This is a genomic window from Nitrospirillum goiasense (assembly GCF_034427435.1).
In the GTDB taxonomy this organism is placed as follows: domain Bacteria; phylum Pseudomonadota; class Alphaproteobacteria; order Azospirillales; family Azospirillaceae; genus Nitrospirillum.
In genome coordinates this window covers 2,530,612-2,556,590 of the sequence record NZ_JAXQNP010000002.1, presented here as the reverse complement: position 1 = coordinate 2,556,590, position 25,979 = coordinate 2,530,612, and the positions used below count along the sequence as shown (strand labels likewise).

At 68.5% G+C, this 25,979-nt stretch carries 21 protein-coding genes, 2 tRNA genes and 1 pseudogene; 12 read left to right on the top strand and 12 right to left on the bottom strand.

The genetic code is table 11. From position 1 onward, the window contains the following. Positions 1-48: 48 nt before the first annotated feature. The 3 genes from ULB03_RS14240 (at position 49) to ULB03_RS14230 (ending at position 2,498) form a co-directional block, all read left to right on the top strand. Positions 49-576, top strand: coding sequence for a LysR substrate-binding domain-containing protein (locus ULB03_RS14240; RefSeq protein ID WP_322483739.1), 528 nt, complete (start codon positions 49-51; stop codon positions 574-576). A 152-nt stretch (positions 577-728) separates the two neighbouring features. Next, positions 729-1,580: a 2,4-didehydro-3-deoxy-L-rhamnonate hydrolase gene (locus tag ULB03_RS14235; RefSeq protein ID WP_322483738.1), complete on the top strand. Its 852-nt coding sequence runs from the start codon at positions 729-731 to the stop codon at positions 1,578-1,580. A 90-nt stretch (positions 1,581-1,670) separates the two neighbouring features. Next, the gene (locus tag ULB03_RS14230) at positions 1,671-2,498 is read left to right on the top strand and encodes an NAD-dependent epimerase/dehydratase family protein (RefSeq protein WP_322483737.1); all 828 of its coding nucleotides are present in this window, start codon (positions 1,671-1,673) and stop codon (positions 2,496-2,498) included. Here ULB03_RS14230 and ULB03_RS14225 read toward each other — a convergent pair. From ULB03_RS14225 to ULB03_RS14200, 6 genes are all read right to left on the bottom strand, one after another. Continuing rightward, positions 2,495-3,925 carry a hypothetical protein gene (locus ULB03_RS14225; protein WP_322483736.1) on the bottom strand — a complete coding sequence of 477 codons (1,431 nt, stop codon included), beginning with the start codon at positions 3,923-3,925 and terminating at the stop codon, positions 2,495-2,497. The genes ULB03_RS14230 and ULB03_RS14225 overlap by 4 nt on opposite strands. Before the next feature lie 132 nt (positions 3,926-4,057). Beyond that, complete coding sequence (locus ULB03_RS14220) at positions 4,058-5,785, bottom strand: ankyrin repeat domain-containing protein (protein WP_322483735.1); 1,728 nt, start codon at positions 5,783-5,785, stop codon at positions 4,058-4,060. Between the two features lie 177 nt (positions 5,786-5,962). After that, positions 5,963-6,376, bottom strand: coding sequence for a type II toxin-antitoxin system VapC family toxin (locus tag ULB03_RS14215; RefSeq protein WP_322483734.1), 414 nt, complete (start codon positions 6,374-6,376; stop codon positions 5,963-5,965). Next, positions 6,373-6,639: an AbrB/MazE/SpoVT family DNA-binding domain-containing protein gene (locus ULB03_RS14210; protein ID WP_322483733.1), complete on the bottom strand. Its 267-nt coding sequence runs from the start codon at positions 6,637-6,639 to the stop codon at positions 6,373-6,375. Before ULB03_RS14210 ends, ULB03_RS14215 begins: the two co-directional genes overlap by 4 nt. Positions 6,640-6,784: 145 nt before the next feature. Next, positions 6,785-6,858 (bottom strand) — tRNA-Gln (locus ULB03_RS14205). 70 nt (positions 6,859-6,928) lie between these two features. Continuing rightward, positions 6,929-7,002: transfer RNA gene (locus ULB03_RS14200), tRNA-Gln, on the bottom strand. A gap of 346 nt (positions 7,003-7,348) precedes the next feature. Between ULB03_RS14200 and ULB03_RS14195 the strand changes: the two genes are divergently transcribed. From ULB03_RS14195 to ULB03_RS14175, 5 genes are all read left to right on the top strand, one after another. Beyond that, entirely contained in the window at positions 7,349-8,383 is a 1,035-nt protein-coding gene (locus ULB03_RS14195) for a Ppx/GppA phosphatase family protein (RefSeq protein ID WP_322483732.1), read from the top strand. A 143-nt stretch (positions 8,384-8,526) separates the two neighbouring features. Beyond that, positions 8,527-9,258, top strand: a complete 732-nt coding sequence (locus ULB03_RS14190; RefSeq protein WP_322483731.1) for an RlmE family RNA methyltransferase — start codon at positions 8,527-8,529, stop codon at positions 9,256-9,258. Between the two features lie 274 nt (positions 9,259-9,532). Next, a complete protein-coding gene (gene guaB / locus ULB03_RS14185) occupies positions 9,533-11,008 on the top strand; it encodes an IMP dehydrogenase (RefSeq protein WP_322483730.1) in 1,476 nt (491 codons plus the stop codon). Between the two features lie 286 nt (positions 11,009-11,294). Further along, a complete protein-coding gene (locus tag ULB03_RS14180; RefSeq protein WP_322483729.1) occupies positions 11,295-12,707 on the top strand; it encodes an RsmB/NOP family class I SAM-dependent RNA methyltransferase in 1,413 nt (470 codons plus the stop codon). 110 nt (positions 12,708-12,817) lie between these two features. Continuing rightward, the gene (locus ULB03_RS14175; protein WP_322483728.1) at positions 12,818-13,402 is read left to right on the top strand and encodes a GNAT family N-acetyltransferase; all 585 of its coding nucleotides are present in this window, start codon (positions 12,818-12,820) and stop codon (positions 13,400-13,402) included. Between the two features lie 6 nt (positions 13,403-13,408). Here the strand turns inward: ULB03_RS14175 and ULB03_RS14170 are convergent, their stop codons facing one another. After that, the gene (locus tag ULB03_RS14170) at positions 13,409-14,437 is read right to left on the bottom strand and encodes an alpha/beta hydrolase (RefSeq protein WP_322483727.1); all 1,029 of its coding nucleotides are present in this window, start codon (positions 14,435-14,437) and stop codon (positions 13,409-13,411) included. A gap of 195 nt (positions 14,438-14,632) precedes the next feature. Here ULB03_RS14170 and guaA point away from each other — a divergent pair, with 195 nt between their 5' ends. Continuing rightward, the gene (guaA, locus tag ULB03_RS14165; protein ID WP_322483726.1) at positions 14,633-16,195 is read left to right on the top strand and encodes a glutamine-hydrolyzing GMP synthase; all 1,563 of its coding nucleotides are present in this window, start codon (positions 14,633-14,635) and stop codon (positions 16,193-16,195) included. On the opposite strand, the gene ULB03_RS14160 is transcribed toward guaA, so the two are convergent. Beyond that, a complete protein-coding gene (locus ULB03_RS14160) occupies positions 16,196-17,218 on the bottom strand; it encodes a LacI family DNA-binding transcriptional regulator (RefSeq protein WP_322483725.1) in 1,023 nt (340 codons plus the stop codon). It lies immediately after the preceding gene. Between the two features lie 194 nt (positions 17,219-17,412). Between ULB03_RS14160 and ULB03_RS14155 the strand changes: the two genes are divergently transcribed. The 3 genes from ULB03_RS14155 (at position 17,413) to ULB03_RS14145 (ending at position 21,423) form a co-directional block, all read left to right on the top strand. Then, on the top strand, positions 17,413-18,375 hold the full coding sequence (locus tag ULB03_RS14155; protein WP_322483724.1) for a dihydrodipicolinate synthase family protein: 963 nt from the start codon (positions 17,413-17,415) through the stop codon (positions 18,373-18,375). A 120-nt stretch (positions 18,376-18,495) separates the two neighbouring features. After that, complete coding sequence (locus tag ULB03_RS14150; RefSeq protein ID WP_322483723.1) at positions 18,496-19,893, top strand: MFS transporter; 1,398 nt, start codon at positions 18,496-18,498, stop codon at positions 19,891-19,893. 216 nt (positions 19,894-20,109) lie between these two features. Next, complete coding sequence (locus ULB03_RS14145) at positions 20,110-21,423, top strand: carbohydrate porin (protein ID WP_322483722.1); 1,314 nt, start codon at positions 20,110-20,112, stop codon at positions 21,421-21,423. 85 nt (positions 21,424-21,508) lie between these two features. Here the strand turns inward: ULB03_RS14145 and ULB03_RS14140 are convergent, their stop codons facing one another. The 4 genes and pseudogenes from ULB03_RS14140 to ULB03_RS14125 all read right to left on the bottom strand — a co-directional run bounded on the left by ULB03_RS14140 (position 21,509) and on the right by ULB03_RS14125 (position 25,975). Next, the gene (locus tag ULB03_RS14140; RefSeq protein WP_416211134.1) at positions 21,509-23,092 is read right to left on the bottom strand and encodes an MFS transporter; all 1,584 of its coding nucleotides are present in this window, start codon (positions 23,090-23,092) and stop codon (positions 21,509-21,511) included. Positions 23,093-23,367: 275 nt separating this feature from the next. Further along, positions 23,368-23,784: pseudogene (locus ULB03_RS27445) on the bottom strand (alpha/beta fold hydrolase); the annotation flags it as partial. Further along, positions 23,784-25,070, bottom strand: coding sequence for an NtaA/DmoA family FMN-dependent monooxygenase (locus ULB03_RS14130; protein WP_322483719.1), 1,287 nt, complete (start codon positions 25,068-25,070; stop codon positions 23,784-23,786). The gene ULB03_RS14130 and the pseudogene ULB03_RS27445, both read right to left, overlap by 1 nt. Further along, a complete protein-coding gene (locus ULB03_RS14125) occupies positions 25,070-25,975 on the bottom strand; it encodes an LLM class flavin-dependent oxidoreductase (protein ID WP_322483718.1) in 906 nt (301 codons plus the stop codon). The genes ULB03_RS14130 and ULB03_RS14125 overlap by 1 nt, the downstream gene beginning before the upstream one ends. Between the last annotated feature and the right edge of the window lie 4 nt (positions 25,976-25,979).

Sequence of the window (25,979 nt, the reverse complement as noted above, 5' to 3'; positions counted from 1 at the left end):
GGAGGTGCTGCCCCCCTGCTGGCGGCCTTCCGCCGCGACCATCCCAAGGTGGCGATTGAGCTGTCCCTGTCCAACGAGACGGCGGACCTGCTGCGGCGCGACGCCGACATCGCCGTCCGTATGGTGCGGCCCACGCAAGGGGTCCTGGTGGCCCGGCACCTGGGCGTCATCGCGCTGGGCCTTCACGCCCATCGCCGCTACCTGGAAACGCACGGCATCCCGACCCGCTGGGATGACCTGGCTAGTCACAGCCTGATCGGTTTCGATACCGAAACGGCTGTCATCCGCAGCCTACGCGCCCGGGGGCGGTATTTCGGGCGTGAGCATTTCGCCTTCCGCGCCGACAGCGACGTGGCGCAGTTGGCCGCCATCCGCGCCGGTTTCGGCATCGGCATTTGCCACGTGGGCCTGGGCCGGCGGGATCCTGACTTGGTGCATTTGCTGCCCGGGACCCTGGGCTTCGACCTCGATACTTGGCTGGTCATGCACCCGGACCTGAGGTCCAGCCGCCGGGTGCGCCTGCTGTATGACCATTTGGCGGAGGGGCTGGCCGCCTACATCCGCGATGGCCGGTAAGGCGGCGGTTGCGCCCCTGGGCAGCCGGGTGCGGCGTCAAGTCCCGCCGCCACCACGGGCGCCATGAAAGGTTCGGCATTGCCAGCGGTATCCGCTTGGAAGAAAACTGCGACCGCTAACAATGCGCCTTATCAATCAGGGTAGGACTTCCCATGAAGCTGCTGCGTTACGGCCCGGTGGGCCAGGAGAAACCCGGCCTGCTGGACGCCGCCGGCCAGATCCGCGACCTGTCGGGCCATGTGGCCGACATCGGCCCCGACCAGCTGTCGGCCCAGGGCCTCGCCACCCTGGCGGCGCTGGACCCCGCCAGCCTGCCCGTCGTGTCCGGCAGCCCGCGCCTGGGCGTGCCCTACACCGGCATTTCCAAGTTCCTGGCCGTGGGCCTGAACTATGCCGACCATGCCGCCGAATCCAACCTGCCCCTGCCCAAGGAGCCGGTGCTGTTCACCAAGGCCATCAGCTGCCTGAACGGCCCCAATGACGACGTCATGCTGCCCAAGGACAGCGTGAAGAGCGACTGGGAAGTGGAGCTGGGCATCGTCATCGGCACGACCGCCCGCTATGTCGATGAGGCCGACGCGCTCAGCCACGTCGCCGGCTACGTCCTGATCAACGACGTGTCGGAGCGTGAGTACCAGATCGAGCGCGGCGGCACCTGGGACAAGGGCAAGGGCTGTGACACCTTCGGCCCCGTCGGTCCCTGGCTGGTCACGGCCGATGAGATCGCCGACCCGCAGAACATCGACCTGTGGCTGGATGTGAACGGCACCCGCCGCCAGACCGGCAACACCAGCACCATGATCTTCGGCGTGGCGACGCTGGTCAGCTACATCAGCCGCTTCATCACCCTGCAGCCGGGCGACCTGATCACCACCGGCACCCCGCCGGGCGTGGGCATGGGCATGAAGCCGGAACCGGTGTACCTGAAGGCCGGTGACGTCATGCGCCTGGGCTCCGATCTGCTGGGCACGCAGGAGCAGACGGTCATCGCCTGGCGGCGCTGAGCCTTAAGGGCCGATCAGTGGTAAAAGCGGGGGGCGGGGAAACCTGTCCCCCGTTTCTTTTTGGGGCCCCTGTCCTTGGGGAAAGACCGCATGCGCATGCTGGTCACCGGTTCATCGGGCCCGCTGGGCGCCGCCATCGTCCGCCAGGCTCGGGCGCGCGGCTGGGCGGCGACGGGGCTGGACATCCGGGCGGGCGCCACCACCGCCATCCTGGCCGACGTGGCGGATGCCGACGCGCTGGCACGGGCCCTTGAGGGACAGGACGCCGTCATCCATGTGGCGGCCTTGCACGCGCCCCAGGTGGGCCGGGTGCCGGAGGCCGATTTTCACCGCGTGAATGTGCAGGCGACGGGGACGCTGCTGCGCCTGGCGGCCGAGGCCGGGGTGGGCCGCATCGTCCACACCTCCACCACCTCCCTCTACGGTCACAGCCTGGTGCCGCCACCGGGTGGCCTGGTCTGGGTGGATGAGGATACGCCCGTCCGGCCGCGCGACATCTATGACCAGACCAAACAGGCGGCGGAGGGGATGTGTGTCGCCGCCGCATCCGGCTTCACCCAGGGCGTGGCCATCCTGCGCATCGCCCGCTGCTTCCGTGAGCCGGCGCCGACGCGCGCCGCCCACCGCCTGCACCGGGGCCTCAGCATGGCCGACGCGGCAGCGGCCCATGTCCACGCGGCGGCGGCCGACGTGTCCGGCACCTTCCTCATCTCCGCCCTAACCCCCTTTCGGCGGGAGGAGGCGGGGGCGCTGGCCACGGATGCGGCGGGCCTCATCCGCGCCCGCCTGCCCCGGGTGGCGGCCCTGTTCGAGCGGCGGGGATGGCCGTTGCCGACGCGGCTGGACCGGGTGTACGACGCCGGCCGCGCCGCCGCCGTGCTGGGCTTCCGCCCGCGCTTCGATTTTTCGCGTCTCTAGGGCGTGGCGCCCACCGCCTTGGCCAGCCAGGCGCGCTCCCCGGCGTCGTCGGCCGGGTCGCCCGTCCAGGTCAGGGCCGGGGTGGGGTGGTAGCTGACGTTGGAGCCGCGCGGCCGCTCCACCCAGGCCTTGTGGCCAAACGATATCCCGGCGTGGCCGGAGGGCAGGGGCGCCTGGGTCAATTCCATGAAGATAGTGTCGGCATCGGTCTCGGTGCCCGCCTGGCGCACGTTGGGCAGGGCCAGGAACAAATCCACCAGATCCAGGCAGGCGGAAACGCAGGCGCCGTCGGTCAGCACGATGACTTGACCCCGCAAGGGATTGGGCGGCGGACGCAGGGGCTGGTTCCGGCCGGGGGCCTCTTCGGTGAAGGTGCCCTGGCCGGCGGCGATGGCGTCGTCATAGCGTGCCAGCCGGCGCCGTATTATGGCGGCGCTGCCGGTCTGGACGTTGATCTCCTTCATCTGGGGCAGGTAGGCGGCGAGCTGGTCACGATTGAGGCGCGACGCGCGATAGACCACGGGCCCCAGGTCGGGTTTATCGGCATTTACCATATCCGCGCCCCACAGCAGATCGGCGAGAGCGTACGCGAAGTCTCCGCTTCCGCCCGTGTTGCCGCGCACGTCGACCACGACCGTCCGCGCCCGTCGGATGGCTTGGAGATGGGTCTTCACCGCCGTCAGGGTGCGTTTCCATGCCTGATCGCTGGTCATGTCCGGCGCGCCGATCCACCAGCCGTCCTGGCCCCAGCGGCTGAGGCCAAACTGCGCGCGGGCGGGCGGCGCGGGCCTGCTATCCGCCTTCGTCGGACGGTAAGTCAGGGCGTAGGGGCGGGCTGGGCCGCCACCGGACGGTGTGAAGGTGCAGGCTTTCAACGGCGGCAGGAACAGGCTGCCCTCACTGGACCATAGCAGCCAGAAGGCGTGGCGACGGCGCTGGGAGTCCAGGGTCAGGTCCTGCCCGTTGCGCTCTTGCCGGTCATGGGCCAGGGCGGTGGCGGGCACGCCATCGCAGGCCACCAACTGGGCGCCGGCCGGGGGCAGGGCAGGATCGGGCGGATGGTCGGTGACGGTGTAGCCGCCGCCGGCCCATGCCAGATTGAAGCCGGGCCAGATGTAGGGACGCTTTAGACGCCCGGGGTCCTTCAGCCAATAAGCGCCGATGTGGCTGTCGCGGAAGCCGCCGGCGTAGAAGCGCAGCAGGTCGAAATAGGTCAGTTCATCCCGCACTGCGGGCAGCAGCTTCTTGGCTTCCACCCGCCCGGTTTCCAGCCAGGCGCGGAACGGGGCGCTGTCCTTCGCCACCACCATGGCCGGATGGTTGGCCACCAGGATGTCATGCATGGCGTTCAGGTCGGTTTCCGCCGCCCGCCGCCAGTCATTGGCATCCGCCGCCAGCGCGGATGTCGTCCAAGCGGCCACCATCATCAGGGCGGCTGCCGCACCCCTGCCCAAACGCCTCCTGCCCATACACCCCATGCCCACCGTCGCCCCCCTGGTTGCCGATGGCAGTGTGCCGGGGCCGGGTTTTGCCTTCAAAGGCTTAAGTGTCGCAAAGCCTCACTCCCCCGCCGCCATCTCGATCACATCGGCGGCGTCGTCCAGGCCCCGGCGCCGGGCGGCCTCGGCCGGCGTTTGGTCCAGGGGGTTGCGGAAGGTGGGATCGGCGCCGAAGGACAGCAGCAGTTCCGCCACCTCCACCGCCGCCGCCTCATCCTCGGGCAGGCAGAACAGGGCGGGCTCGCCCGGCCGGTCCTGGCGGTTGGCGCGGTCGGGCTCCTCGGTCAGCAGGGTGCGCAGCCGCTCGACCTTGCCGGCGAAGCACAGGCCACGGAAGTTGCGGCTGTGCCCGGCCAGGAAATCCGCCATGGCCCGTTGGCCAACATAGACGGCATGGGTAAGGGGTGTGCCGCCGTAGCGCCGGTCGAAGGGATCGACCTCGGCCCCCCGCTCGATTAGCAGGCGGGCGATATCCACCGCCCCGGCATGGACGGCGGCATGCAGGGCGCTGTGATCATGGTCGTCGGCGATGTCGGGTGACATGCCGAGGTCCAGCAGCGTCCGGACCACGTCCACCCGCCCCGCGCGGATAGCGGCCGCCATGGGCGCCATGCGGCGCAGGAACTCCGGATGCGCCGCCGCCAGCTGCCGCAGCGTGGCGGTATCGCCGCTGGCGGCGGCGGCCACGAACCTTTCCCCTCCACTCAGCTCCGGTTCTCGCGCGCCATGGCGCCGCAGCAGGTCCATCATGTCCGTACGCCCACCGAGGATGGCGTGCTTAAGAACCGGGTGGCGGGAGTAGTGGTTGATGTCGTTGGCGTCCGCCCCATGGGCCAGCAGCCATTCCGCGCGGCGGGGGTGGTTGTTGGCCACGGCGTTGCCCAGCAGATAGGCCACCGCGCTGCGCGCCTTGTCGCCGCCCAGGGCGTCGGGCGCGGGCCCGGTCCATTTGTCCGTTTCCCCGCGCTTCGCCGATTCCGCCCACAGGAAGTCCAGCCAGGCGGTCGAGTCCGCGCCTAGGGAGGTGTTGTACAGCGCCTGGGCGGCGAACGGGTCGGCACCGCGCCCGATCAGCAGGCGGGCGAATTCCGCCGCCTGCGGGTGGGGTGCCTGGCCGCCTTCGCCCTCACCGATCACGCCCACCAGGGGGGTGAATTCTGGGCTCTTGTCCGACCAGCCGGCATCGGCGTCGGCGCCCGCGTCCAGCAGCAGGGTGGCGATGGCCAGGGCGTCCGCGCCTCCATCCGCGCCTTCTGCCGGCAGCCGCGCGTACGCCAGACGGATCAGGGGCGTCCAGCCATCGAAATCGCTGCGGTCCTGCGCCAGGGCCGCGTCCTTCTTCAGGAAGGCGCGCGTCGCGTCCAGGTCATGCGCCGCCACCGCCGTGTGGATGCTGGCCTTGGCGATCTCCGGATGCCGTGCCAGCAGGCGGGCGGCGACGGCGCCCCGGCCGGCACCGTCCTGCTCATAATCCCCCCAGGTGCGCGTGGCGGGATCGGTGCCATAGCGGTTGACCGACTTTTCCAGGAACAGGCGGATGCGCTCCTCCTGCGTGCGGGCACGGTCGGCCAGCTCGCGGGTCAGGGCCGCCCAGGTGGGATAGCCGTGCTCCCGCGCCAGGGCGTGCTGCACCTCGCGCAGCTTGGGCGCGGTGGCGTGCCCGGGGAACTGGCTGAGGAAGCGCGCGGCGGCGTCGACATCGCCGGCGTTCAGCGCCTTCAGCCAGCGTTTTGCCTCACGGCGCAGGGCGTCGGCGGTGGTGCGGGGGGAGAGGGTGCGCGAGGACATGGACCTTCCTTCCGTGAAATGCCCGATGTCCGCTACAAGGGGCCGGAAGAAGGGATATGTCGGGTACGGACGAAGCCGAATGGGTGGAGGCCAGGCCCCCTTGCCGCGGACAGGTGGCGCCCCACTGCGCACTGCGGTTGAGGAAACGACGATTGGCGGGGCGCTGTCAACGATGCGTTAGGCTGACAGGACCTCCAGGCCACGGCGCTTCGCGGCGGCGATCAAGGCGGCGTCACAGGAGGCCAATGGAATACCCCGCCGCAGGGCCAGTTCCAGATAGGCCGCGTCATACAGCGTCAAATCCTCTTCCCGCGCCAACTGCCGGGTTGTGGTCCATGCCCGGCTGTCCGTTTCCTCATCGCTCTGGATGGCCATGCGACCCAGCCGCGTGAGTGACCGGTCGACATAGGCCTCGTCACACCGACCCCGCCTGACGGCGTTCCGCAGGACATTGGCGACCTCAAGCCGCCAAAGGGCGGGAACAAAGGCGCCTTCGGCTACGACGCACAGCATGGCCGTATGTGCCGACGCCGTCCGTTCATCGTCAAAGAGCCAGGCGACGGCCATGGAGGCATCCAGGACGACGCTCATCCCCTTCTGCCCTCCTCAAGCAACTCCCGTATCGATGTGGAACCCAAGGAATGGTGGCGGCTTTCAGCCATGATTTCGGCCGCCGCCGCCGCGGCGTCGTCCCGCGCCCGGATGTGGGCGGCTTGGCGGCGGATAACCAGGTCACCGTCTTGAATCTCGACGTCCACTTTCTCGCCATCCACCAGACCGGTGGCGCGCGCCAGGTCCATGGGCACGCGGATGGCGAGGTTCTTTCCCCATTTGCCGACAACGCTGTGTGACATGGCGCGGCTCTCTTCCAGAATGGCTGGCCGGGATATTCTGGCATATCCCCGAGAAGGCCGCAACGTGGGTAGCCATCCTCAGGCCATCGCGTGCGATGCCGGACGGTGCTGTGAATTTATTGAAGGTACGGGATTGAATGCCGTTTGGCTGGGGGACTTGGATTCGAACCAAGGTTGACGGAGTCAGAGTCCGTAGTCCTACCGCTAGACGATCCCCCAGCAGGACGTGCCGCGATGACGCCTGGATCGGCGCCGGTGCTCAGGTGACCAGAGCTGTCGCGGAAGAAATTGGCTGGGGGACTTGGATTCGAACCAAGGTTGACGGAGTCAGAGTCCGTAGTCCTACCGCTAGACGATCCCCCAGCAGAACGAACGCGGCGGCGCTGACCACCATGTCCGTCGGACGGCGCGGCTTATAACACCCCTCTTGGGGGATGTGTAGCCCTTTCTTGGAATTTTTTTGACGGTGGCGGAAAGCGCCACCGGGCGGGACGGGGGCGGACGCAAGGGCCGCCGATGGTGCAATTGCGGGGCGCTGCCGCGTGCGCGAGGGTGGTGGTGCGGGGCCGCTGTCATGGTCTAGAGTATGCCTTGTGTGCCGCAACGGTGCCGGGGCGCCCCCCGAGGACATTGGATCCGGGGTGGCTGACCGGGCGCCGCAGGGCGGCGGAAGCCCGGAATGGGCGTGACGGAAAAGGCTGGTTCGGCGATGAGTGAAACGGGCGTTCAGCCCCTGCCTGAAACCCGCGCCCCCCGGGGCGCGGGCCCGGGTGAGCCTTTGCGGCGGCCGGTGCTGGCCGCGCTGGACCTGGGGACCAACAACTGCCGCCTGCTGATCGCCCGTCCTGGGCGGGAGGGCTTCCGCATCATCGACGCCTTTTCCCGCATCGTGCGGCTGGGCGAGGGGGTGAGTCGGACCAACGCCCTGTCGGACGAGGCCATGGCCCGCACCGTGGCGGCCCTGAAGATCTGCGGCAACAAGATGCGGCGGCGCGGCGTTACCGACCTGCGCGCCGTGGCGACGGAGGCCTGCCGCCGCGCCGCCAACTGCGGCAGCTTCATCGACCGCGTGGCGGAGGAAACCGGCATCCGCATCGAGATCATCTCGGCGGAGGAGGAGGCGCGGCTGGCGCTGGCCGGATGCGCTGCGCTGCTGAACCGTCGCATCCCCCGCGCCCTGGTGTTCGACATCGGCGGCGGCTCGACGGAGATCATGTGGCTGTCCTTCAGCCGCGGGCGGCCCATGCTGATCGACCAGGTGTCGGTGCCCCAGGGCGTCGTCAGCCTGACGGAAACCTTTGGCGGCGACCGCGTCCTGCCCGAGGCCTATCGCGGCATGGTGGACACCGTGGGCGCCGCGCTGGCCGACTTCGACGCCCGCAACGACATCCGGCGCGAGGTCGCGGCCGGCCGGGTGCAGATGCTGGGCACCTCGGGCACCGTCACCACGCTGGCCGGCATCCGCCTGGGCCTGACCCGGTATGACCGGTCGCAGGTCGACGGGTCCTGGCTGGGGCTGGAGGAGGCGCGGGCCATCAGCAAGTCGCTGTTGTGCTTGGATTATGCCGGCCGCTCCGCCCATCCCTGCATCGGCCATGACCGGGCGGATCTGGTCATCGCCGGCTGCGCGGTGCTGGAGGCCATCTGGGAACGCTGGCCGGTGGAAAACCTGCGCATCGCCGACCGGGGCGTGCGCGAGGGCATCCTCACCGAACTCTTGGCCGCCACGCGGTGCCCCGGTTAGGCAGGGTCATGGCCGCCCCGCGCGGTCTGTCTTGAGGTTTCACTTGCCTTTGGTGGTGTCAGGACCAATATGCGCCGCTTCGAATCGATGCCGAGAGATGACGGGGCCGCGGGCCCGGTCCGCCAAGCCGGGTTTCCATCACCATGACCAAAAGCACCAAGGATCTGGGCAGCAAGTTGAGCGGGCGCGGCCTGACCGTGCGTGTCAAGACCAAGGCCAAGCGCTCCGTCTCCTCCGCCCGCTGGCTGGAACGCCAGCTGAACGATCCCTATGTGGCGGAGGCCAAGAAGCGCGGCTACCGCTCGCGCGCCGCCTTCAAGCTGCTGCAGCTGGATGAGAAATACCATCTGCTGCGCCCGGGCACCCGCGTGGTCGACCTGGGCGCCGCGCCCGGCGGCTGGACCCAGGTGGCGGTGGAGAAGGTGCGGGGCGCCAAGGTGGTGGGCCTGGACATCCTGGGTATGGAGGATGTGGCGGGCGCCATCACCATGGAGATGGACTTCCTGCTGCCCGAGGCGCCCGACCGCCTGAAGGAGGCCCTGGGCGGCCCCGCCGACGTGGTGCTGTCCGACATGGCGGCCCCCACCACCGGCCATCCCAAGACGGACCATTTGCGCATCATGGCGCTGGCCGACGCCGCCTACGCCTTCGCCGCCGAGGTGCTGGCCCCCGGCGGGGCCTTCGTCGCCAAGCTGTTCCAGGGCGGGGCGGAGCGCGGCCTGCTGGACCAGTTGAAGCGCGACTTCGCCGTGGTACGCCACGCCAAGCCGGCTGCCAGCCGCGCCGACAGCTCGGAAACCTATGTGGTCGCCACCGGCTTCCGTGGCGCCACCACCCGGCGGGATGATGACGCCGGCGAGGGCGACGAGGACTGAGACCGGCGAAGTCCGGGCGGCGACTGCCGGCGCCCGGTGATCGAGGGCATTTTCCACCTCGCCAGAACTGATCGCCACGCAAGTCTGCCATGGCGGATTTGACCCATATGTGGTGGGTTCACAAGCCGGCAGGCGCGTGTATAGTGCGTCGAACCTTAAGCCCTGGATGACACGGCCGGCCCCACGTGTGGGGGCGGACGGGTCGTCCCATACCCGTATCTGACGCCCGGGCCCGCCTAACGTCCCGTGGCCGGCCTGTCTAGGGAGATGGTTCATGACCCGTGCGCTCCAAATCCGCGAAGCCCTGACCTTCGACGACGTCTTGCTGGAGCCCGCGGCGTCCAGCGTCATGCCGGGCGAGGTCGACACCCGCACCCGCCTGACCAAGACCATCGAGCTGGGCATCCCGCTGCTGTCGTCCGCCATGGACACGGTGACCGAGGCGGCGTTGGCCATCGCCATGGCCCAGGCCGGCGGCATGGGCGTCATCCACCGCAACATGGATATCGAGCGCCAGGCCGAAGAAGTGCGCCGGGTGAAGCGCTTCGAATCCGGCATGGTGGTCAACCCGATCACCATCGCCGCCGACGCCACCCTGGCCGACGCCCTGGGCCTGATGGCCCGCTATCACATCTCCGGCATTCCGGTGGTGGAGAACGGCGGCGCCGGCAAGCTGGTGGGCATCCTGACCAACCGGGATGTGCGCTTCGCCACCAACCCGCACCAGCCGGTGTCCGAGCTGATGACCCACCAGAACCTGGTGACGGTGCGCGAGGGCGTGGGCAAGGACGAGGCCAAGCGTCTGCTGCACACCCACCGCATCGAAAAGCTGCTGGTGGTGGACGACAGCTACCGCTGCATCGGCCTGATCACGGTGAAGGACATCGAGAAGGCGCAGTCGCACCCCAACGCCTGCAAGGATGAGAAGGGCCGGCTGCGCGTCGCCGCCGCCACGGGCACCGGCCCGGACGGTCTGGCCCGCGCCGAGGCCCTGTTCGACGCCGGCGTGGACGTGCTGGTCGTCGACACCGCCCATGGCCATTCCGCCAAGGTGCTGGACCAGGTGGCCGCCGCGCGCAAGCTCAGCAACTATACCCAGGTCATCGCCGGCAACGTTGCCACCGGCGCCGCCGCCCTGGCGCTGATCGACGCCGGCGCCGACGCCATCAAGGTGGGCATCGGGCCGGGCAGCATCTGCACCACCCGCATCGTCGCCGGCGTGGGCGTGCCCCAACTGACCGCCGTGATGGATGTGGTGGACGCTTGCCGTGAGCGCGGCATCCCCGTCATCGCCGACGGCGGCATCAAATATTCCGGCGACCTGGCCAAGGCCATCGCCGCCGGTGCCGACTGCGCCATGCTGGGCAGCATGTTCGCGGGAACGGACGAAAGCCCGGGTGAGGTCATCCTGTACCAGGGCCGCAGCTACAAGAGCTATCGCGGCATGGGCTCGGTGGGCGCCATGGCCCGCGGCTCCGCCGACCGCTATTTCCAGGCGGAGGTCAGCAACACATTGAAGTTGGTGCCCGAGGGCGTGGAAGGCCGCGTGCCGTACAAGGGCCCCGTGGGCAGCGTCATCCACCAGCTGGTGGGCGGCCTGCGCGCCGCCATGGGCTACACCGGCAACGCCACCCTACCGGAGATGCAGAAGAATTGCCGCTTCGTGCGCATCACCAACGCGGGCCTGCGCGAAAGCCATGTCCACGACATCCAGATCACCAACGAGTCGCCCAACTACCGTCCGGGTTGATTTCGGATCACGTTTGCTTCTTCCATCCATAGTTGGGACGCCCTCAGCGGCATGAGATAAGTCTCATGCCGCTGTAGGCCGCGACTGCGGCCGCCGGAGGTTTCCGGGGAGCGTAGCGGACTGGAAACCGAGGATGAGCCAAGGGCCGGATGGCCCGCCGGCGTTTGAGGAAAATAGTTTAGGCTGCGACCGCAGCCGCCGGAGGTTTCCGGGGAGCGTAGCGGACTGGAAACCGAGGATGAGCCAAGGGCCGGATGGCCCGCCGGCGTTTGAGGAAAATATACTGATGACCCCGACCGCCCGCCTGCAGGCGGCCATCGACCTTCTGACGGAAGTCCTGGCCACGCCCCGCCCCGCCGATGCCGTGGCCAGCGCCTTTTTCCGCGCCCGCCGCTATATCGGCGCCAAGGACCGCACCGACGTGGCGGAGAAGGTCTATGGCATCCTGCGCCGCTGGGCCCGCCTGCACTGGTGGCTGAACCGCGCCGGTTATGGCGGTGTCAATGCGGATGGTACGGCCCAGCCGGCGGTGGACGCCCGCGCCTTGCTGATCGCCGATGAATTGCTGACCAGGGGGCGCAGCGCGTCGTCGGTGGCGGAGCATTTCAACGGCGGCAAGTTCGCGCCGCTGCCGCTGGAGGCGCATGAGCGCGCCCTGATCCAGGCGCTGGAAACCCATACGCTGGAGCACCCGCAGCAGCCCGACGCCGTGGTGGCCGAGGTGCCGGACTGGGCGGCGGACACGCTGCGCACCGCCCTGGGTGAGCGCTTCGTGCCGGAGATGCAGGCCATGCTGGGGGCCGCCCCCATGGACCTGCGCGTCAACCCCGTGAAGGGCACGCGGGAGCAGGCGCTGGCGGCCTTGGCCAAGGCCGGCGTGCAGGCGGAGCCGACCAAGATCTCGGCCCTGGGCATCCGGGTGCGCAACCGCTTCCCCATCGCCACGCTGAAGGCCTTCCAGGACGGCCTGCTGGAAATCCAGGACGAAGGCTCGCAGCTGGTGGCCTTCGCCGCCAACCCGCAGCCGGGTCAGCAGGTGGTGGATTTCTGCGCCGGCGCCGGCGGCAAGACCCTGGCCATCGCCGCCATGATGGCCAACAAGGGCCGCGTCATCGCCTGCGACGTGCTGGACGGCCGGCTGAAGCGGGCGCAGGAGCGGTTCCGCCGCGCCGGCCTGCACAACATCGAGACGCGGCCGCTGAAGTCCGCCCGCGACCCCTGGGTGAAGCGGCATAAGGGCCGGTTCGACCGCGTGGTGGTGGACGCGCCGTGCAGCGGCACCGGCACCTGGCGCCGCAACCCCGACGCCCGCTGGCGCCAGTTGGGCCCGGGCCTGTCCGAGCTGCTGCCCTTGCAGGCGGAGATCCTGGACAGCGCCGCCCGCCTGGTGCGCCCCGGCGGCCGGCTGGTCTACGCCACTTGCTCGCTGCTGCCGGAGGAGAACCAGGACCAGGTGACCAGCTTCCTGGCCAGCCATCCGGACTTCTCCCTGCTGCCCGTCACCGAGGCCTGGCCCGAGGGCATGGGCACCCCGCCCAGCACCAACGGCATGCTGTCGCTGTCCCCGGCCCGCCACGACACCGACGGCTTCTTCGCCGCCGTCATGGTGCGCAAGGAGGCCGCCGCCGGTGCCGCTGAGGCGGAAGAAGGGGCGGAAGAGGGTACGGAAGACCCCGGCGAGGACGTGGCCGAGGCCTGACGCCGTCCAGGTTTCCCAACGATCCCCACCCGACCATCGCGCCCCCTCTGGCGGGACGGCCGCTTCTGCGGCAGGATGGTGGGGACGGTAACGGGAACGAGGGGCGGCTCATGGCTCACGGTCCGGCGGAAATCGGTTTGGTGCGGCCCGCCACGGTGGCGGACGCCGCGGCCATAGCCCGCGTCCATGTCGCCAGTTGGCGGACGACCTATCCCGGGCAATTGCCCGATGACTACCTGGTGGGCCTGTCGCCCGAGGGGCACGCCCAGCGCTGGCGGGGCCTGCTGGCCGGCCGCCAGCGGCGCACCTTCGTCGCCGTGGGCGAGAACATCGCCGCCGACGGCCTGCCCGCCACCGGCGTGGTGGGTTTCGCCACCTGCGGCGCCCAGCGCACGGAAATCCGGGGCTATGAGGGCGAGTTCTACGCCATCTACCTTTATGACCATGCCCAGAACCAGGGCCACGGCCGCCGTCTGATGGCGGCCATGGCGACCGAGCTGATGAGTTCGGGCATGCGCTCGGCCTGTGTCTGGGTGCTGCGCGACAACCCCGCCCGTTGGTTTTATGAGCGCCTGGGCGGCAGCCGCCTGGCGGAACAGCCCATCACCTTCGCCGGCGCCCGCCTGACCGAGGTCGCCTACGGCTGGCTGGACCTGGCCCCCCTGGCCCGGCTGTCGTCGTACAGCGAGGGATAGGCCGCCCTAGTTGCCCGGCGCCGCCTGGTGGATGAAGCCGGTGATGGCCGCCATCACCCCGGGCGCCAGGGGCAGCGTGGGGTCGGCGTAGGTGGCGATATTGGCCCTGGGCTCGGCCGGCGCTGTCTTCAGCACGTGGTTGGCGCCGGGGATGATCGCCAGCCTGGCAGCCGGCTGCGCCTGGGCCAGCAGCCGGGCGTCCTCCACCGCCACCTGCAGGTCGGTGTCGCCCTGCAGCACCAGCAGCGGCACCGTCAGGGCCGCCGCCGCTTGCGTCGGGCTGACGGCGCCTTGGGAGATGACGTAGGGCTGGATGGCGGGGCGGTAGAGCGCCAGCAGGGCGGGCGGCACGTCCTCCACCGTGCGGCCTTCCTTCAACGCCGCCTCGATGGCCGCCACCTTGTCCACGATGGCGGGCGGGGCGCCCCGGTCGCGGATCTGCTGCAGGCGGATATCGCCGAAGGGCCGTCCGGCGCCGGACAGAGACAGCACGCCGCAGACGGGCACCTTCTCCTTGACCAACTGCGCCGCCGCCAGGGTGGCGATGGTGGCTCCTTCCGAATGGCCCAGCAGCATGACGCAGCGCACCTGGGGCTGCCGCGCCAGGGTGCGGGCCCAGGCCACCATGTCGTCGACGTAGGTGGAAAAGCGCAGCTTGTCCTCGCCGGGGCAGGCGGCGGCACTCTTGGCGATGCAGCGCTTATCCACCCGCAGGCTGGCGATGCCGTCGGCGGCCAGGCCTTGGGCGATCAGCTTCAGTACGTTGCTGCGCACCGCCAGCGTCGTGGAATTGCCGTCGCGGTCCGAGGGGCCGGAGCCCGCCTGCATCAGCACCGCCACGCCGCCCGTCCAGCCCGCCGGCCGCATCAGGGAACCATAGAGCAAGGCCCCGCCGCCGCCGTCCAGGCTGACCTCGGTATCGGACAGGGTGGCATCGGGCAGGGCGGTATCGGACGGGTCGGGTGACTGGGCGAAGGCCACTGGCGCCGTGAGGATGAGGGCGGCGGCCAGCAAACGGTGGAGGAGGGCGCGCATGGAGGCTCCGGGGGAGGGAATATATTTTGTTAATTAGCAAAATAGCAAAACTAAGTCCAGCCGACGTGAATTCCGGCTCTCCCGTTCTCCCGCGTTCGGCGCGGGGGGCCCTTGCCTGTCCGGCGCTTGCCGTGCCGGGGTGCCTTGGACTAGCGTGCGGCCACCCTCGCAACCCCCAATGATAGGGATAAGCCCATGGCCACAGAGACGACGTCCGATCGGGTCCTCATTCTCGATTTCGGGTCGCAGGTGACCCAGCTCATCGCCCGGCGGGTGCGCGAGGCGGGGGTGTACTGCGAGATCCACCCCTATTCCATGAGCGAGGCGGCCATCGAGGCCTACGCGCCCAAGGCCATCATCCTGTCGGGCAGCCCCGCCTCGGTGACGGAAGAGGGCAGCCCCCGCGCGCCCGGCATCGTCTTCACCAAGGGCGTGCCCGTGCTGGGCATCTGCTACGGCCAGCAGACGATGTGCGAGCAGCTGGGCGGCAAGGTGGAGCCAGGCGAGACCCGGGAGTTCGGCCGCGCCTTCGTCGACGTCAAGGAGCCCTGCGCCCTGTTCGAGGGCGTGTGGCAGGTGGGCGCCCGCGAGCAGGTGTGGATGAGCCATGGCGACCGCGTCGCCAAGCTGCCGGAAGGCTTCCGCATCGTGGCGACCAGCGAGGGCGCGCCCTACGCCATCATCGCCGACGACGCCCGCCGCTTCTACGCCGTGCAGTTCCATCCCGAGGTCGTGCACACCCCGCATGGCGACGCGCTGATCCGCAACTTCCTGTTCTCCGTCTCCGGCCTGTCGGGCAGCTGGACCATGGCCGCCTTCAAGGCCCAGGCCATCGAGAAGATCCGCGCCCAGGTCGGCACCGGCAAGGTCATCTGTGGCCTGTCCGGCGGTGTCGACAGCTCCGTCGCCGCCGTGCTGATCCATGAAGCCATCGGCGACCAGTTGACCTGCATCTTCGTCGACACCGGCCTGATGCGCGCCGGTGAGGCGGATGAGGTGGTGACGCTGTTCCGCGACCACTACAACATTCCGCTGGTGCATGTGGACGCGGCCGACCTGTTCCTGGGCAAGCTGGCCGGCGTCAGCGACCCGGAGGTGAAGCGCAAGACCATCGGCGCCACCTTCATCGAGATCTTCGATGCCGAGGCCAAGAAGATCGGCGGCGCCGGCTTCCTGGCCCAGGGCACGCTCTACCCCGACGTCATCGAAAGCGTCAGCTTCACCGGCGGCCCCAGCGTCACCATCAAGTCGCACCACAATGTGGGCGGCCTGCCGGAGCGCATGAACCTGAAGCTGGTGGAGCCGCTGCGCGAGCTGTTCAAGGATGAGGTCCGCCGCCTGGGTGTGGAGCTGGGCCTGCCCAAGGCCTTCATCGGCCGCCACCCCTTCCCGGGCCCGGGCCTGGCCATCCGCATCCCCGGCGAGATCACGCCTGAGAAGTTGGAGATTCTGCGCAAGGCCGACACGGTCTACCTGGAGGAAATCCGCAACGCCGGTCTGTACGATGTCATCTGGCAGGCCTTCGCCGTGCTGCTGCCGGTGCGCACCGTCGGCGTCATGGGCGACGGCCGCTCCTACGACTACGCCTGCGCGCTGCGCGCCGTGACCTCCGTCGACGGCATGACCGCCGACTATTACCCCTTCAGTCACGAGTTCCTGGGCCGCGTGGCCACCCGTATCATCAACGAGGTGCGCGGCATCAACCGCGTGACCTACGACATCACCAGCAAGCCGCCGGGCACCATCGAGTGGGAGTGATCAACGCCGCTTCGTTGAAAGTGGCGCCGTGGATCGGCGAGGAATGAGCGTGGGGGCGGAAACCCTGATCCTATCGCTCACCGCAGTCGGCTCTTCCGTAAGCAATTCCAGCGCGACCGAGGCGATTTGGTCGAAAGGCACCCGCAACGTGGTCAACGGTGTGGGCAGGTGACCGACGATGGGAATGTCGTTGTAGCCCACCAGGGACACGTCGCCCGGCACCGCGTAGCCCAACCTGGTGAGCGCGGACAGGGCGCCGATGGCCGTGTTGTCATTGACCGCGAAAATGGCGGTGGGCTTGGGGTCCAAGCGCATCAGGGCCGAGGCCGCTTCCGCCCCGGATTCGATGCCGAACGTTGACTCGACGATATAGGCGGGATCAAGCGCCACGCCGGCCTCGTCAAGCGCCTGCCTATATCCTTGGACCCGACCGCGGGCGCTGGATGCATAAGAGGGGCCGGCGATCAGGCCGATGTGGCGATGCCCCAGATCCAAGAGATGCCGGGTCGCAAGATAGCCACCCAGCATGTCGTCGCCAACCGAGGACAGGCTATGGCCGTCCGTGCGCAAGGCTAGGACATGGGGCACGCCGCGCTGCGCCAGGTCGGTGGGAAAGTCGTCATCCTGCCGGGCCGTGGACAAGACCAGGCCATCAACCCCCCGGCGCAGCAAGGTCTCCGCCGCCACCCTGTCGGCCTTGGGCCTATCATCCGTCGTGGCGACGATGGCGAACCGCCCGGAGCGGACGCATGCCTTGGTGAGCGCCTCATACAGCATCGCCATGGCCGTGTCCGTCAGGCGCGGCACGATCACGCCGATGGTCATCGTCTTTCCACGCCGCAGGCTGGCGGCTGAGACATCGCGGATATAGCCGAGGCCGGCCGCGACTTGGCGGACCCGCCTGGCTGTCTCGCTGTCCGACTGGGGTAAGCGTTCGTCCAGGATGCGCGATACGGTGGACTTGGACACCCCTGCCGCCGCCGCCACGTCGTGCAGCGTCACCCGCCCTGGGCGGCCAGCCATATCTTCCTTTTCCGCCAACGCAATCTCCCCACCATCCACGCCACGGACGCCGTGCGTGCCCCGCCGCCCTTTTGTATGCCTCAACATCAGGCTTGACTCCAGTATGCTTTGGATCGATCGTGGGAACGTTCCCGCGAACGATCCCTATCCCCGTGATGGACCGTCGCCTGAAACCGATAACTGTGAGGAAACCCATGAACGCGCCCATCTCCCGGCAGGAGAAGTCTGCCTTCCGTACCCCCGTCATGGATTTGCGTGGCCTGAGCCCGGCCCCGGTGACGGCCTTCACCAAGGACGGCAAGGTGGACTACGAAGCCAACGCCGCGCTGGCGAAATGGTTGGTCTCCATCGACGGGGTGAAAAGCCTGGTTTGCCTGGGCCATGCCGGTGAAGGCACCTTCCTGACCCAGGATGAGCAGGTGAAGCTCATTGAAACGCTGGTGGAGGCGGTCGGCGGACAGGTTCCCATCATCGCCGGCATCACCGGCGAGGGCACGGAAGTGGCGGCGAAGGAAGCGCGCCGTGCCGCGGACGCCGGCGCCATCGGCGCCCTGGTCTATCCATCCCACGGCTGGCTGCGCTTCGGCTTCCAGGACGGCGCGCCGCAGGACCGCTACAAGGCCATCCATGAACACTCGGGCCTGCAGTGCATCCTGTTCCAATACCCGGACGTCACCAAGGCCAGCTATAATCTGAAAACCCAGTTGGAGATCGCCGCCCAGCCGGGCGTGGTGGCCACCAAGAACGGTGTGCGCAACATGCGTCGCTGGGACACGGAAATCCCGGTGCTGCGCAACGAGTTCCCGGATCTGCAGATCCTCACCTGCCACGATGAGTACCTGCTGCACACCATGTTCGACGTGGATGGCGCCCTGGTCGGATACGGCAACGTGGCGCCCGAGCTGCTGGTGGAGTTCATCGCCGCAGGGAAGGCCAAGGACTATCCGAAGGCCCGGAAGATTCATGATCAGTTGCTGCCGGTGACCAAGGCCATCTACCATCGCGGATCGCATATGGAGGGCACGGTAGCCCTGAAGATCGCGCTGGTCGCTCGTGGCATCCTTGAAAACGCGACGATCCGGTCGCCTCTTCGCGACCTGTCGCCCGAGGCGGAGGCCGAGATCAAGGCGGCGCTGAAAGCCGCCTCCATCATCTAATAATTCCGACTGCAAGGCACCCCAGGTCCGCTGGGGTGCCTTGACCCCCGTATAAGAGAATAAGACACGCCGCGCACCGGTACGCCGGGCCCCAAGGTGTGCGTCCAGTGGGAGGGTCAAATGGATATGATCGTGATGGACGACGTGAAGCGTCAGAGCGCCGCGTCCATGACCGAAGGCGCACGCCTCATTGCGCGGCTGGAGCGCCTGCCGGTAACCAAGCCCGTCATGTGGGCGCGCGGATGCGTCGGCATGGCCACCTTCTTCGATGGTTACACGACGATCGCCATCGCTTACGCCATGCCCATCCTATCGAAGGAATGGGCGCTGACGCCGGCGGCCACCGCCGCCATCATCTCATCCGGATATTTCGGCCAGTTGATCGGTGCGGTGATCTTCGGCTGGCTGGCGGAACGCCTGGGACGCCTGCCTGTCCTGGCCATCGCCATCGCCATCTTCGCCGTCATGAGCTGCGCCTGCATCTTCGCCTGGGACGCGCATTCCCTCATGCTGTTCCGCTTCCTCCAGGGGATAGGGACAGGCGGCGAAGTGCCTGTGGCCAGCGCCTATGTCAATGAGTTGTCGGGCGCCAAGAAGCGGGGACGTTTCTTCCTGCTGTACGAACTTCTGTTCCTGGTGGGCCTCACGTCCGCCGGCGCCATCGGCTTGGTGCTGGTTCCTGAAGCCGGCTGGAAGGCCATGTTCATCGTGGGCATGGTGCCGGTGGCCCTGGTCGTCCCCCTGCGCTTCTTCCTGTCGGAAAGCCCGCGCTGGCTGATCAGCAAAGGGCGGCTGGCGCGCGCGGAGGCCATCGTGGCCCGCCTTGAGGCGAGCGCGATCCGCAGCGGCAAGGTTCTGCCGGAACCGGCCAAGCCGACGACGGTGACCGCCCCAAAGGCCCAGGGCTCGGTGAAGGAGTTGTTCGGACCGCTCTATGGCCCACGCACGCTGCTGCTGTGGGTCATGTGGTTCGGCGCCTACATGATCAACAACGGTTTGGTCACCTGGTTGCCGACCCTGTACAAGACGGTCTTCAATATGCCGGTCGGGCAGGCCATCGCTTATGGCTTCATCACCACCGGCGCCGCCTTGGTGGCCTCTTTCATCTGCGCCCTGGTCATCGATCGGGTGGGCCGGCGCCGCTGGTATATCGGTGCCCTGGCCTTCGCCGTTTTCCCGCTGGCGGCTCTCTACCTGGAAGGGGCGAGCAGCGCGCTCGCGGTGTTGTTGCTCGCCACGCCCGCCTTTGCCGCCATCCAGACCGTCACCTATTCCCTCTACCTTTATTCGGGTGAACTCTACCCGACGCGCCTGCGCTCCTTGGGGGCCGGCCTGGGCAGCGCCTGGTTGCGGGCAGGGTCCATGGCGGGACCTTGGGTCATCGGCATGGTCGTCTCGCAAGGTCCGGTGGCGCCCGTTTTTCTCGTCTTCGCCGCCATGTCGGCCCTGACAGGCCTGGTCGTCTGGCTGCGTGCGCCGGAAACAACCGGCAAGTCCCTGGAAATCCTGTCGCCCTGACATCGGGCGACACATCCGACGCATTCCAAGAATTCCAACGGAACTTCGCACGAGACGAAGTCCGAAAGGGGAGGCTTTATCCATGAAAATGCTGGCGGCGCTGGCAGGGTGCATCGTCTTGGGTGTGCCCCCTGCCTAGCGGACACCATTCAAGGGCAACCGGCGGCCACGGCTGAGGGGAAAACGGACCCGACCGCCCAAACCGATCGCGCCCGGGTGATCCCGCAACTTCATATCCTGCCGCCTCCAGGAAGCGGCTTCACGCCCCCACCGCCGGATGGCCCGTTCAGCGACGTGGGCCAGGCCTTGGCCGACCGGGGCATTTATCTGCGCGCCCTGGTCGTGGACGAGTTCGCGGCCAACACCACGGGCGGCCAGGGACGGGGCAGCGCCAATTCGCTGGCCACCCCCTTCGGCACCGACCTGGACCTTGATAAAATGGCCGGCTGGACGGGGGCGACGTTCCATATGTCGGTCAATGAATCGATCGGCACCTCCCTGGCGGCGGAGCACACCTTGAATGCCGTCAGCTTTCAGACGCGCTTCAAGACTTACCACAACATGCGCCTGTCCGCCTTGTCGCTGGACCAGGACTTGTTCGACGGCAAGATCAACATCACCGGTGGGCGCGTCTCGGCGCTGACCTTCTTCAACGCCTCGACCATCTACTGCAATTTCCAGAATAATTCCGTCTGCTTCAACCCCGCCGTCCTGCCGATCCAAAACAAGGCCCTGTCGTTCTTTCCCTACGGCACCTGGGGTGGGCGGGTGAAGGCCAACCTATCCAAGACCTTCTATGTCCAGGCGGGCGCGTTCGAGGCCAACACCTCCCTGATCCCCACCAACGGGTTCGACTGGTCGACCAAGGGGGCGACGGGCGTGCAAACCGCCGGTGAGATGGGTTTCCAGTCCGCATCACCCCTGGAGGACCATGCCTACCATGTGCGCCTGGGCGGCTTCCGCAACACCTCCCCGGTTTCCGACCCCTTCCTCAACAGCCGCGGCGTGTCGCGCATCACCTACAAAGGGGCGGCGCTTGTTCATGACGAAGGCCAAACCGGATGGTACGCCATGGGGGACATGGTCGTGGCCCGCTTCAGCGAGGATCGTCAGCGCAATCTGACATTGTTCGGCGGCGTGATCGGGTCGCCGGCGGACTATACCCAATTCAAGAGGCAGACTTTGCTGGGCTTTGTGTTGACGGGGCCGTTCGAGAGCCGCCCGGATGACACCTTCGGCATCGTCGGCAGCTATATTCAGTTGGGCCCGCGCGAGGTTGATTTCCTGCGGGCCTCGCGTGCGGCTGCCGGCGGCACCGATCCCGTGCACGACGCCGAAAGCATCTTTGAAATCAACTACGGCTACAAGGTCGCGCGCGGCATCAAAATCAGCCCCAACATCCAGTACGTCGTGAACCCCGATAACATCCTGAGACCGAGCGCCGTTCACCAATCCAAAGATATCCTGGCCTTCGGCCTGCGTCTGTCGGTGGAAGTGGGGGCGGTGCTGGGTTTCCCTGTCTGGCGTTGATTCGCAAGTGGGGAAAGCGCTTTCAGGGCAGCGGCAGCCCGGCGGCGGGCGGCCGGGCTGCTGCTGCGATTTCCGGGTCACGGGATCAATTCGTCGCGTGTTTCGGGGCGTGTTCCGGGGCGTGTTCAGCCTCCATCACCGGTGGGGCGAATTCGGGACTGCGCGCGCCCAGCTTGTAGAAGCTGATGCAGACGGCGTTGCAGATGAACAGCAGCAGGGGAATGACGACGTAGCCGGCGTAGAGCGCCAGGATGGCGGATCGCGGCTGTTCCACCAACTGGCCGTTCTTGGTCGGTATGTAGTGGGCCAAGTTCAGCATGATGCCGAGCAGGGCCACGCCCAGGGCGAAGGTGCCCTTTTCGATCACGGCCATGATGCTGGACAGCAGGCCCTCGCGCCGCAGGCCGGTCAGTTCCCGGTCATAGGCCAGGGTGTCCGCCAGCATGGAGATCGACAGCAGGATCATGCCGCCGGCGCCGACGCCACTGGCCACGCCCCGGATCAAGAGTTCGACGGTGCCGACCCCGTCCTTGCCGACGAACAGCCAGCTGGCCGCCGCCAGGGCCATGACGGCCATGCCGACCAGATAGGCGTTGCGCTTGCCCGTCCGCCGCTCCAGCCACAGCCAGGCGGGCATGGACAGCCCAGAGGCGATGTTCTGGGCCAGGGCCAGTTGCATCTGGCCCTCATAGCCCAGGTGCAGGACGTTCAGCATGAACAGCAGGCTGGTGGTGGCCAGGCTGGCGAAGGCCAGGAACTGGCAGACCTTTGCCGCCATCAGCAGGCAGAAGGGCCGGTTGCGGAACACGGTCACCCAGGAGCCGCCGGCGGCCTTTTCCGCCGGGGTGGGCGCGTCCGCCAGCACCGGCGCCTTGGCCGTGCCGAAGAAGGACAGCGCCATCGCGGTGGCGATGATCAACGCCATGGTCCAGCCCATGATGGCGTAGCCCCGGGCCCCGCCGCCCCCGTGGGAGATGACGACGGCGGTGCCCGCCATGGCCAGGATCTGGCCCAGCGAGACGAAAAGCGTGCGGAAGGACAGCAGGCGCGACCGTTCATAGCGCGACGACGTCATCTCCGACGGCATCGCCATGTAGGGCACGTTGAACAGGGAATAGCCGGTGGAATAGATGATCAGCGCCAACAGCATGTAAAGGATCAGGGCGGTGTCGCCCATGTCCGGTGCGCAGAAGATCATCAGGAACGAGGCGGCGGACACGAAGCCGCCGGCCAGCAGGAAGGGGCGGCGCCGGCCCCAGCGGCTGCGCGTGCGGTCGCTGAGCATGCCGATGACCAGATCGGCGATGGCGTCGTACAGCTTCGACGCCATCAGCAGATAGCCCGCCAGTTCCGTGTTTTTGCCCAGCACGGTGGACATGAAGGCTGGGAAATAGGCCGTCACCGTGTTCAGCATGATGGAGACGCCGACGGTGCCGACACCAAAGCCGATGCAGACGCCCAGGCTGAGGCGGGTGGTTGCGCCGGTGCCGGCGGGCGGGTTGGTCATAGGCGGTCTCCATCCAGGAAGGCGACGATGGCCCGCGCCTTGGCCGCGGGGTCGGCGGCGACCGGGGCCACCCGGCCATGCCGCAGCAGGCCGGCAGCCTCCTCGATGGCGGCGTTCAGGGCCGCCAGCTCCCCCTGCGCCTTCAGCAGCAGCACAGGGCAATGGATGAGGGGCAGGCGTTCCAGCGGCCGGTAGCGGAAGGCGGCGAGATACGGTAGGGCGTAGGTGTCGAGGGCCTTCAGCACATCCAGGGCGGCGTCGTGCAGCACCCGGTTGCTGGGCATGTGGCCGGGCAGGCGGTGCTCAGGGTCGCGCATGAAGTGCGGGAAATACAGCGCCTGGTCGCGCACGAAATGAAAGGCCCAGACCAGGTGCGCGCCATGCTCGTCCGGCTCCTTGCGCGGGGCGTAGTGCTCCAGGACGGCGGCGCGGGTGGCGTCGTCATACTCCTTGATGCCATCCAGCACGGCATGGCGCACGCGACCGCCCCCTTCGGCGGCGCCGCCCGCCATGACCGCCAGCTCGCAGGCCGTGCGGGCGCCGGTGTGGGTGCCGTAGACGTCGAAGGCGCCGATGTCCATGGCGTCGGCCAGGCGCAGCACGCTGTCGGCGAAATAGGCGATGTCCGGGGACGGCACGGCCGGGGCCGGTGAGTCACCGTTGCCCAGGGTGTCGGGTGCCACCACCGTGCGGCCGGACCGCGCGATCTCCACCATCAGGCCTTCCAGCCAGCGGGAGGAGGTGGGCGAGGCGTGCAGCAGGAACACCGGCGGCTGGGTCGCCGCCGGGTTCACGATGCGCCGCAGATGGACCTGGCCCTCGCGGATGCGAACGAAGGCGCGTTCGACGTCCATCATGCCGGGGACCCAGCGGCAAGGTGGTCACGCAGGGTCGGCCCCTGGTACTCCCGCCGCAGCAGGCCACGCCGCTGCAGCAAGGGGGTGACGTGGGCGCAGAACAGCTCCAGCTCGCTGGGCATGTAGCCCGGCTGCAAGGTGAAGCCGTCGCAGGCGCCGGCGTCGATCCAGGTTTCCATGCGATCGGCCATCTGTTCCGGCGTGCCGACGAAGATGGCATGGCCGCGCGGCTTGCGGGCGTAGTCGCGGCAGGCGTCGGCGATGGACAGGCCGGCCTCCACCGCCGGCGTCAGCATGCGGCGCACATCCTCCGCCGGGAACTCGCACGCGGCGCAGATTTCGTCCAGCGGGAAGGGCTGGTTGGCCGGCAGCCGCGTCAGGTCATAGCCGATGGACTCACTGAGGTACTCGATGCACAGCTGGTCGTCGGCCAATTCCAGCACATGGCGGTGCTTGCGCTGCGCCTCCTCCTCCGTATCGGCCAGGATGAAGGCCAGCCCCGGCATGATCAGCATCTTGGAGGGGTCGCGGCCCAGGGCGCGCGCCCGCTCATGGATGTCGTCGCGATAGGCGCGGCCGGCGTCGATGGTCGGGGCGGGGCAGAAGATGGCTTCCGCCGACTGGGCGGCGAAGTTCCGTCCGTCCGGTGACTGTCCCGCCTGCACCAGCACGGGCCGGTATTGGGGGGAGGTCGGGAAGTCCAGGGTGCCGGCGATGTCGAACCACTGGTTCCTCAGCGCATCGGCGGCGTTGGCCGCCGGCAGGCCGGCCGCCTGCCGCCAGAAGGCATCCGCGGCGTCGACGAAGGCCTGGGCGCGGGCATAACGCGCCGACTTCTCCAGCAGTTCCGGCTCACCGAAGTTCCAGGGGCTGTTGGGGTGCACGGTGGTGACGATGTTCCAGCCGGCCCGGCCCTGGCTGACGAAGTTCAGGGCCGCGAACTTGGCCGCCACCTCCGCCGGCTCGTTGTAGGTGGTGGATACCGTGGCGACCAGGCCGACGCGGCTGGTCACGCCGGCCATGACCGCCAGCAGGGTGAAGGGGTCCAGCGTGGGGATGGCGAGCCGGCCGGGCGTGCGACCGGCGGCGTCGCGCCCCTGCAACTGGTCGCCGAAGACGATGGCGTCGAAGCGCGCGTCCTCCACCAGGCGGGCGATGCGTTCATAATAGCTGCGCTGGAACACAGCGTCGGGGGTGGCCTTTTCCTCCCGCCAGCCGCCGGGGAAGAAGCCGATGCCCTGAAGGAAGGCCCAGAGGTGCAGTCTACCGTTCTCGCGTGACATCAGGCGGGGACCTTTTTCGAGTAGGGGTTGGCGGGCATGGCCAGGCCCAGGCGGGCGCGTGCCGTGGCGCCGGTGACGGGCCGCCGGGTGTGGCGCCGGCGCAGCGCCTCAACCCGTTCGATGGCGTCCGGCCCCGCGACGTGCAGGCCGTCGGCCTTGCCGTCCCGCACCAGGGCCTCGCCCTGTTCCAGCGTGGCGGCGGTGACCTTCAGCAGGCGCACGGTGCCCCGGGCCTCGACGCCCGCCAGCCGGTCGGCGCCGCCCAGCACCACGTCCGCCGGTATGGCGCTGCCGGCGCCGTCATCCCCAGCCACATCATCCAGGTCGCGCACCAGCAGGGGGTGGCCCTGCGGCGGCCGGGCGGCGTTCAGCGGACCCATGGTGGCGAAGAAGGGGCCGCGGTAATCCACGCGGCGGACCTTGGCGCTGTCCAGGTAGGCGCCGCTGTCCTTGTTCAGGATCAGCGCGTCCTGGTCCCAGCTGTCCCACAGGGCGCGGGTGGCGCGGATGAAGTCGTCATGCTTGGCCACCCGGTCGCCGGGCGGCAGGTGGTAGGCGTCGCCATAGGCGGCGTCGAAGCGGGCGCCCCCCTGGAGCAGGGGCAGCCAGCCGACGCGGCCCGCGGTCAGGAAGTCCGCCGCGGACAGGGCGCGGGCGATATGGAAGGGGACGGAATGCACGGCCGGCAAGGCCGCGACGACCACGGGCGTGGCCAGGCGCCGGGCGATCCAGGGCAGGGTGACCACCGCCTCCAGCCGGCCCGGCTCCAGCGTGCCGGCCCCGGTCTCGTGGGCCAGCAGGACGAAGTCGGCCCCCGCCTGCTCGATACGGTCGGCCTGTTGGGCCAGCTGGGCGAAGGCCGCCCCGTCCCGGGGCGAGACGTCGATGCTGATCGATAGGTACATGGCG

What these genes read in the sequence shown, in the direction of transcription:
- ULB03_RS14235 (WP_322483738.1), top strand. Translation starts at nt 729, where the DNA reads ATGAAGCTGCTGCGTTACGGCCCGGTGGGCCAGGAGAAACCCGGCCTG.
- ULB03_RS14230 (WP_322483737.1), top strand. Translation starts at nt 1,671, where the DNA reads ATGCGCATGCTGGTCACCGGTTCATCGGGCCCGCTGGGCGCCGCCATC.
- ULB03_RS14225 (WP_322483736.1), bottom strand. Translation starts at nt 3,925, where the DNA reads ATGATGGTGGCCGCTTGGACGACATCCGCGCTGGCGGCGGATGCCAAT.
- ULB03_RS14220 (WP_322483735.1), bottom strand. Translation starts at nt 5,785, where the DNA reads ATGTCCTCGCGCACCCTCTCCCCCCGCACCACCGCCGACGCCCTGCGC.
- ULB03_RS14215 (WP_322483734.1), bottom strand. Translation starts at nt 6,376, where the DNA reads ATGAGCGTCGTCCTGGATGCCTCCATGGCCGTCGCCTGGCTCTTTGAC.
- ULB03_RS14210 (WP_322483733.1), bottom strand. Translation starts at nt 6,639, where the DNA reads ATGTCACACAGCGTTGTCGGCAAATGGGGAAAGAACCTCGCCATCCGC.
- ULB03_RS14195 (WP_322483732.1), top strand. Translation starts at nt 7,349, where the DNA reads ATGAGTGAAACGGGCGTTCAGCCCCTGCCTGAAACCCGCGCCCCCCGG.
- ULB03_RS14190 (WP_322483731.1), top strand. Translation starts at nt 8,527, where the DNA reads ATGACCAAAAGCACCAAGGATCTGGGCAGCAAGTTGAGCGGGCGCGGC.
- guaB (WP_322483730.1), top strand. Translation starts at nt 9,533, where the DNA reads ATGACCCGTGCGCTCCAAATCCGCGAAGCCCTGACCTTCGACGACGTC.
- ULB03_RS14180 (WP_322483729.1), top strand. Translation starts at nt 11,295, where the DNA reads ATGACCCCGACCGCCCGCCTGCAGGCGGCCATCGACCTTCTGACGGAA.
- ULB03_RS14175 (WP_322483728.1), top strand. Translation starts at nt 12,818, where the DNA reads ATGGCTCACGGTCCGGCGGAAATCGGTTTGGTGCGGCCCGCCACGGTG.
- ULB03_RS14170 (WP_322483727.1), bottom strand. Translation starts at nt 14,437, where the DNA reads ATGCGCGCCCTCCTCCACCGTTTGCTGGCCGCCGCCCTCATCCTCACG.
- guaA (WP_322483726.1), top strand. Translation starts at nt 14,633, where the DNA reads ATGGCCACAGAGACGACGTCCGATCGGGTCCTCATTCTCGATTTCGGG.
- ULB03_RS14160 (WP_322483725.1), bottom strand. Translation starts at nt 17,218, where the DNA reads ATGGCTGGCCGCCCAGGGCGGGTGACGCTGCACGACGTGGCGGCGGCG.
- ULB03_RS14155 (WP_322483724.1), top strand. Translation starts at nt 17,413, where the DNA reads ATGAACGCGCCCATCTCCCGGCAGGAGAAGTCTGCCTTCCGTACCCCC.
- ULB03_RS14150 (WP_322483723.1), top strand. Translation starts at nt 18,496, where the DNA reads ATGGATATGATCGTGATGGACGACGTGAAGCGTCAGAGCGCCGCGTCC.
- ULB03_RS14130 (WP_322483719.1), bottom strand. Translation starts at nt 25,070, where the DNA reads ATGTCACGCGAGAACGGTAGACTGCACCTCTGGGCCTTCCTTCAGGGC.
- ULB03_RS14125 (WP_322483718.1), bottom strand. Translation starts at nt 25,975, where the DNA reads ATGTACCTATCGATCAGCATCGACGTCTCGCCCCGGGACGGGGCGGCC.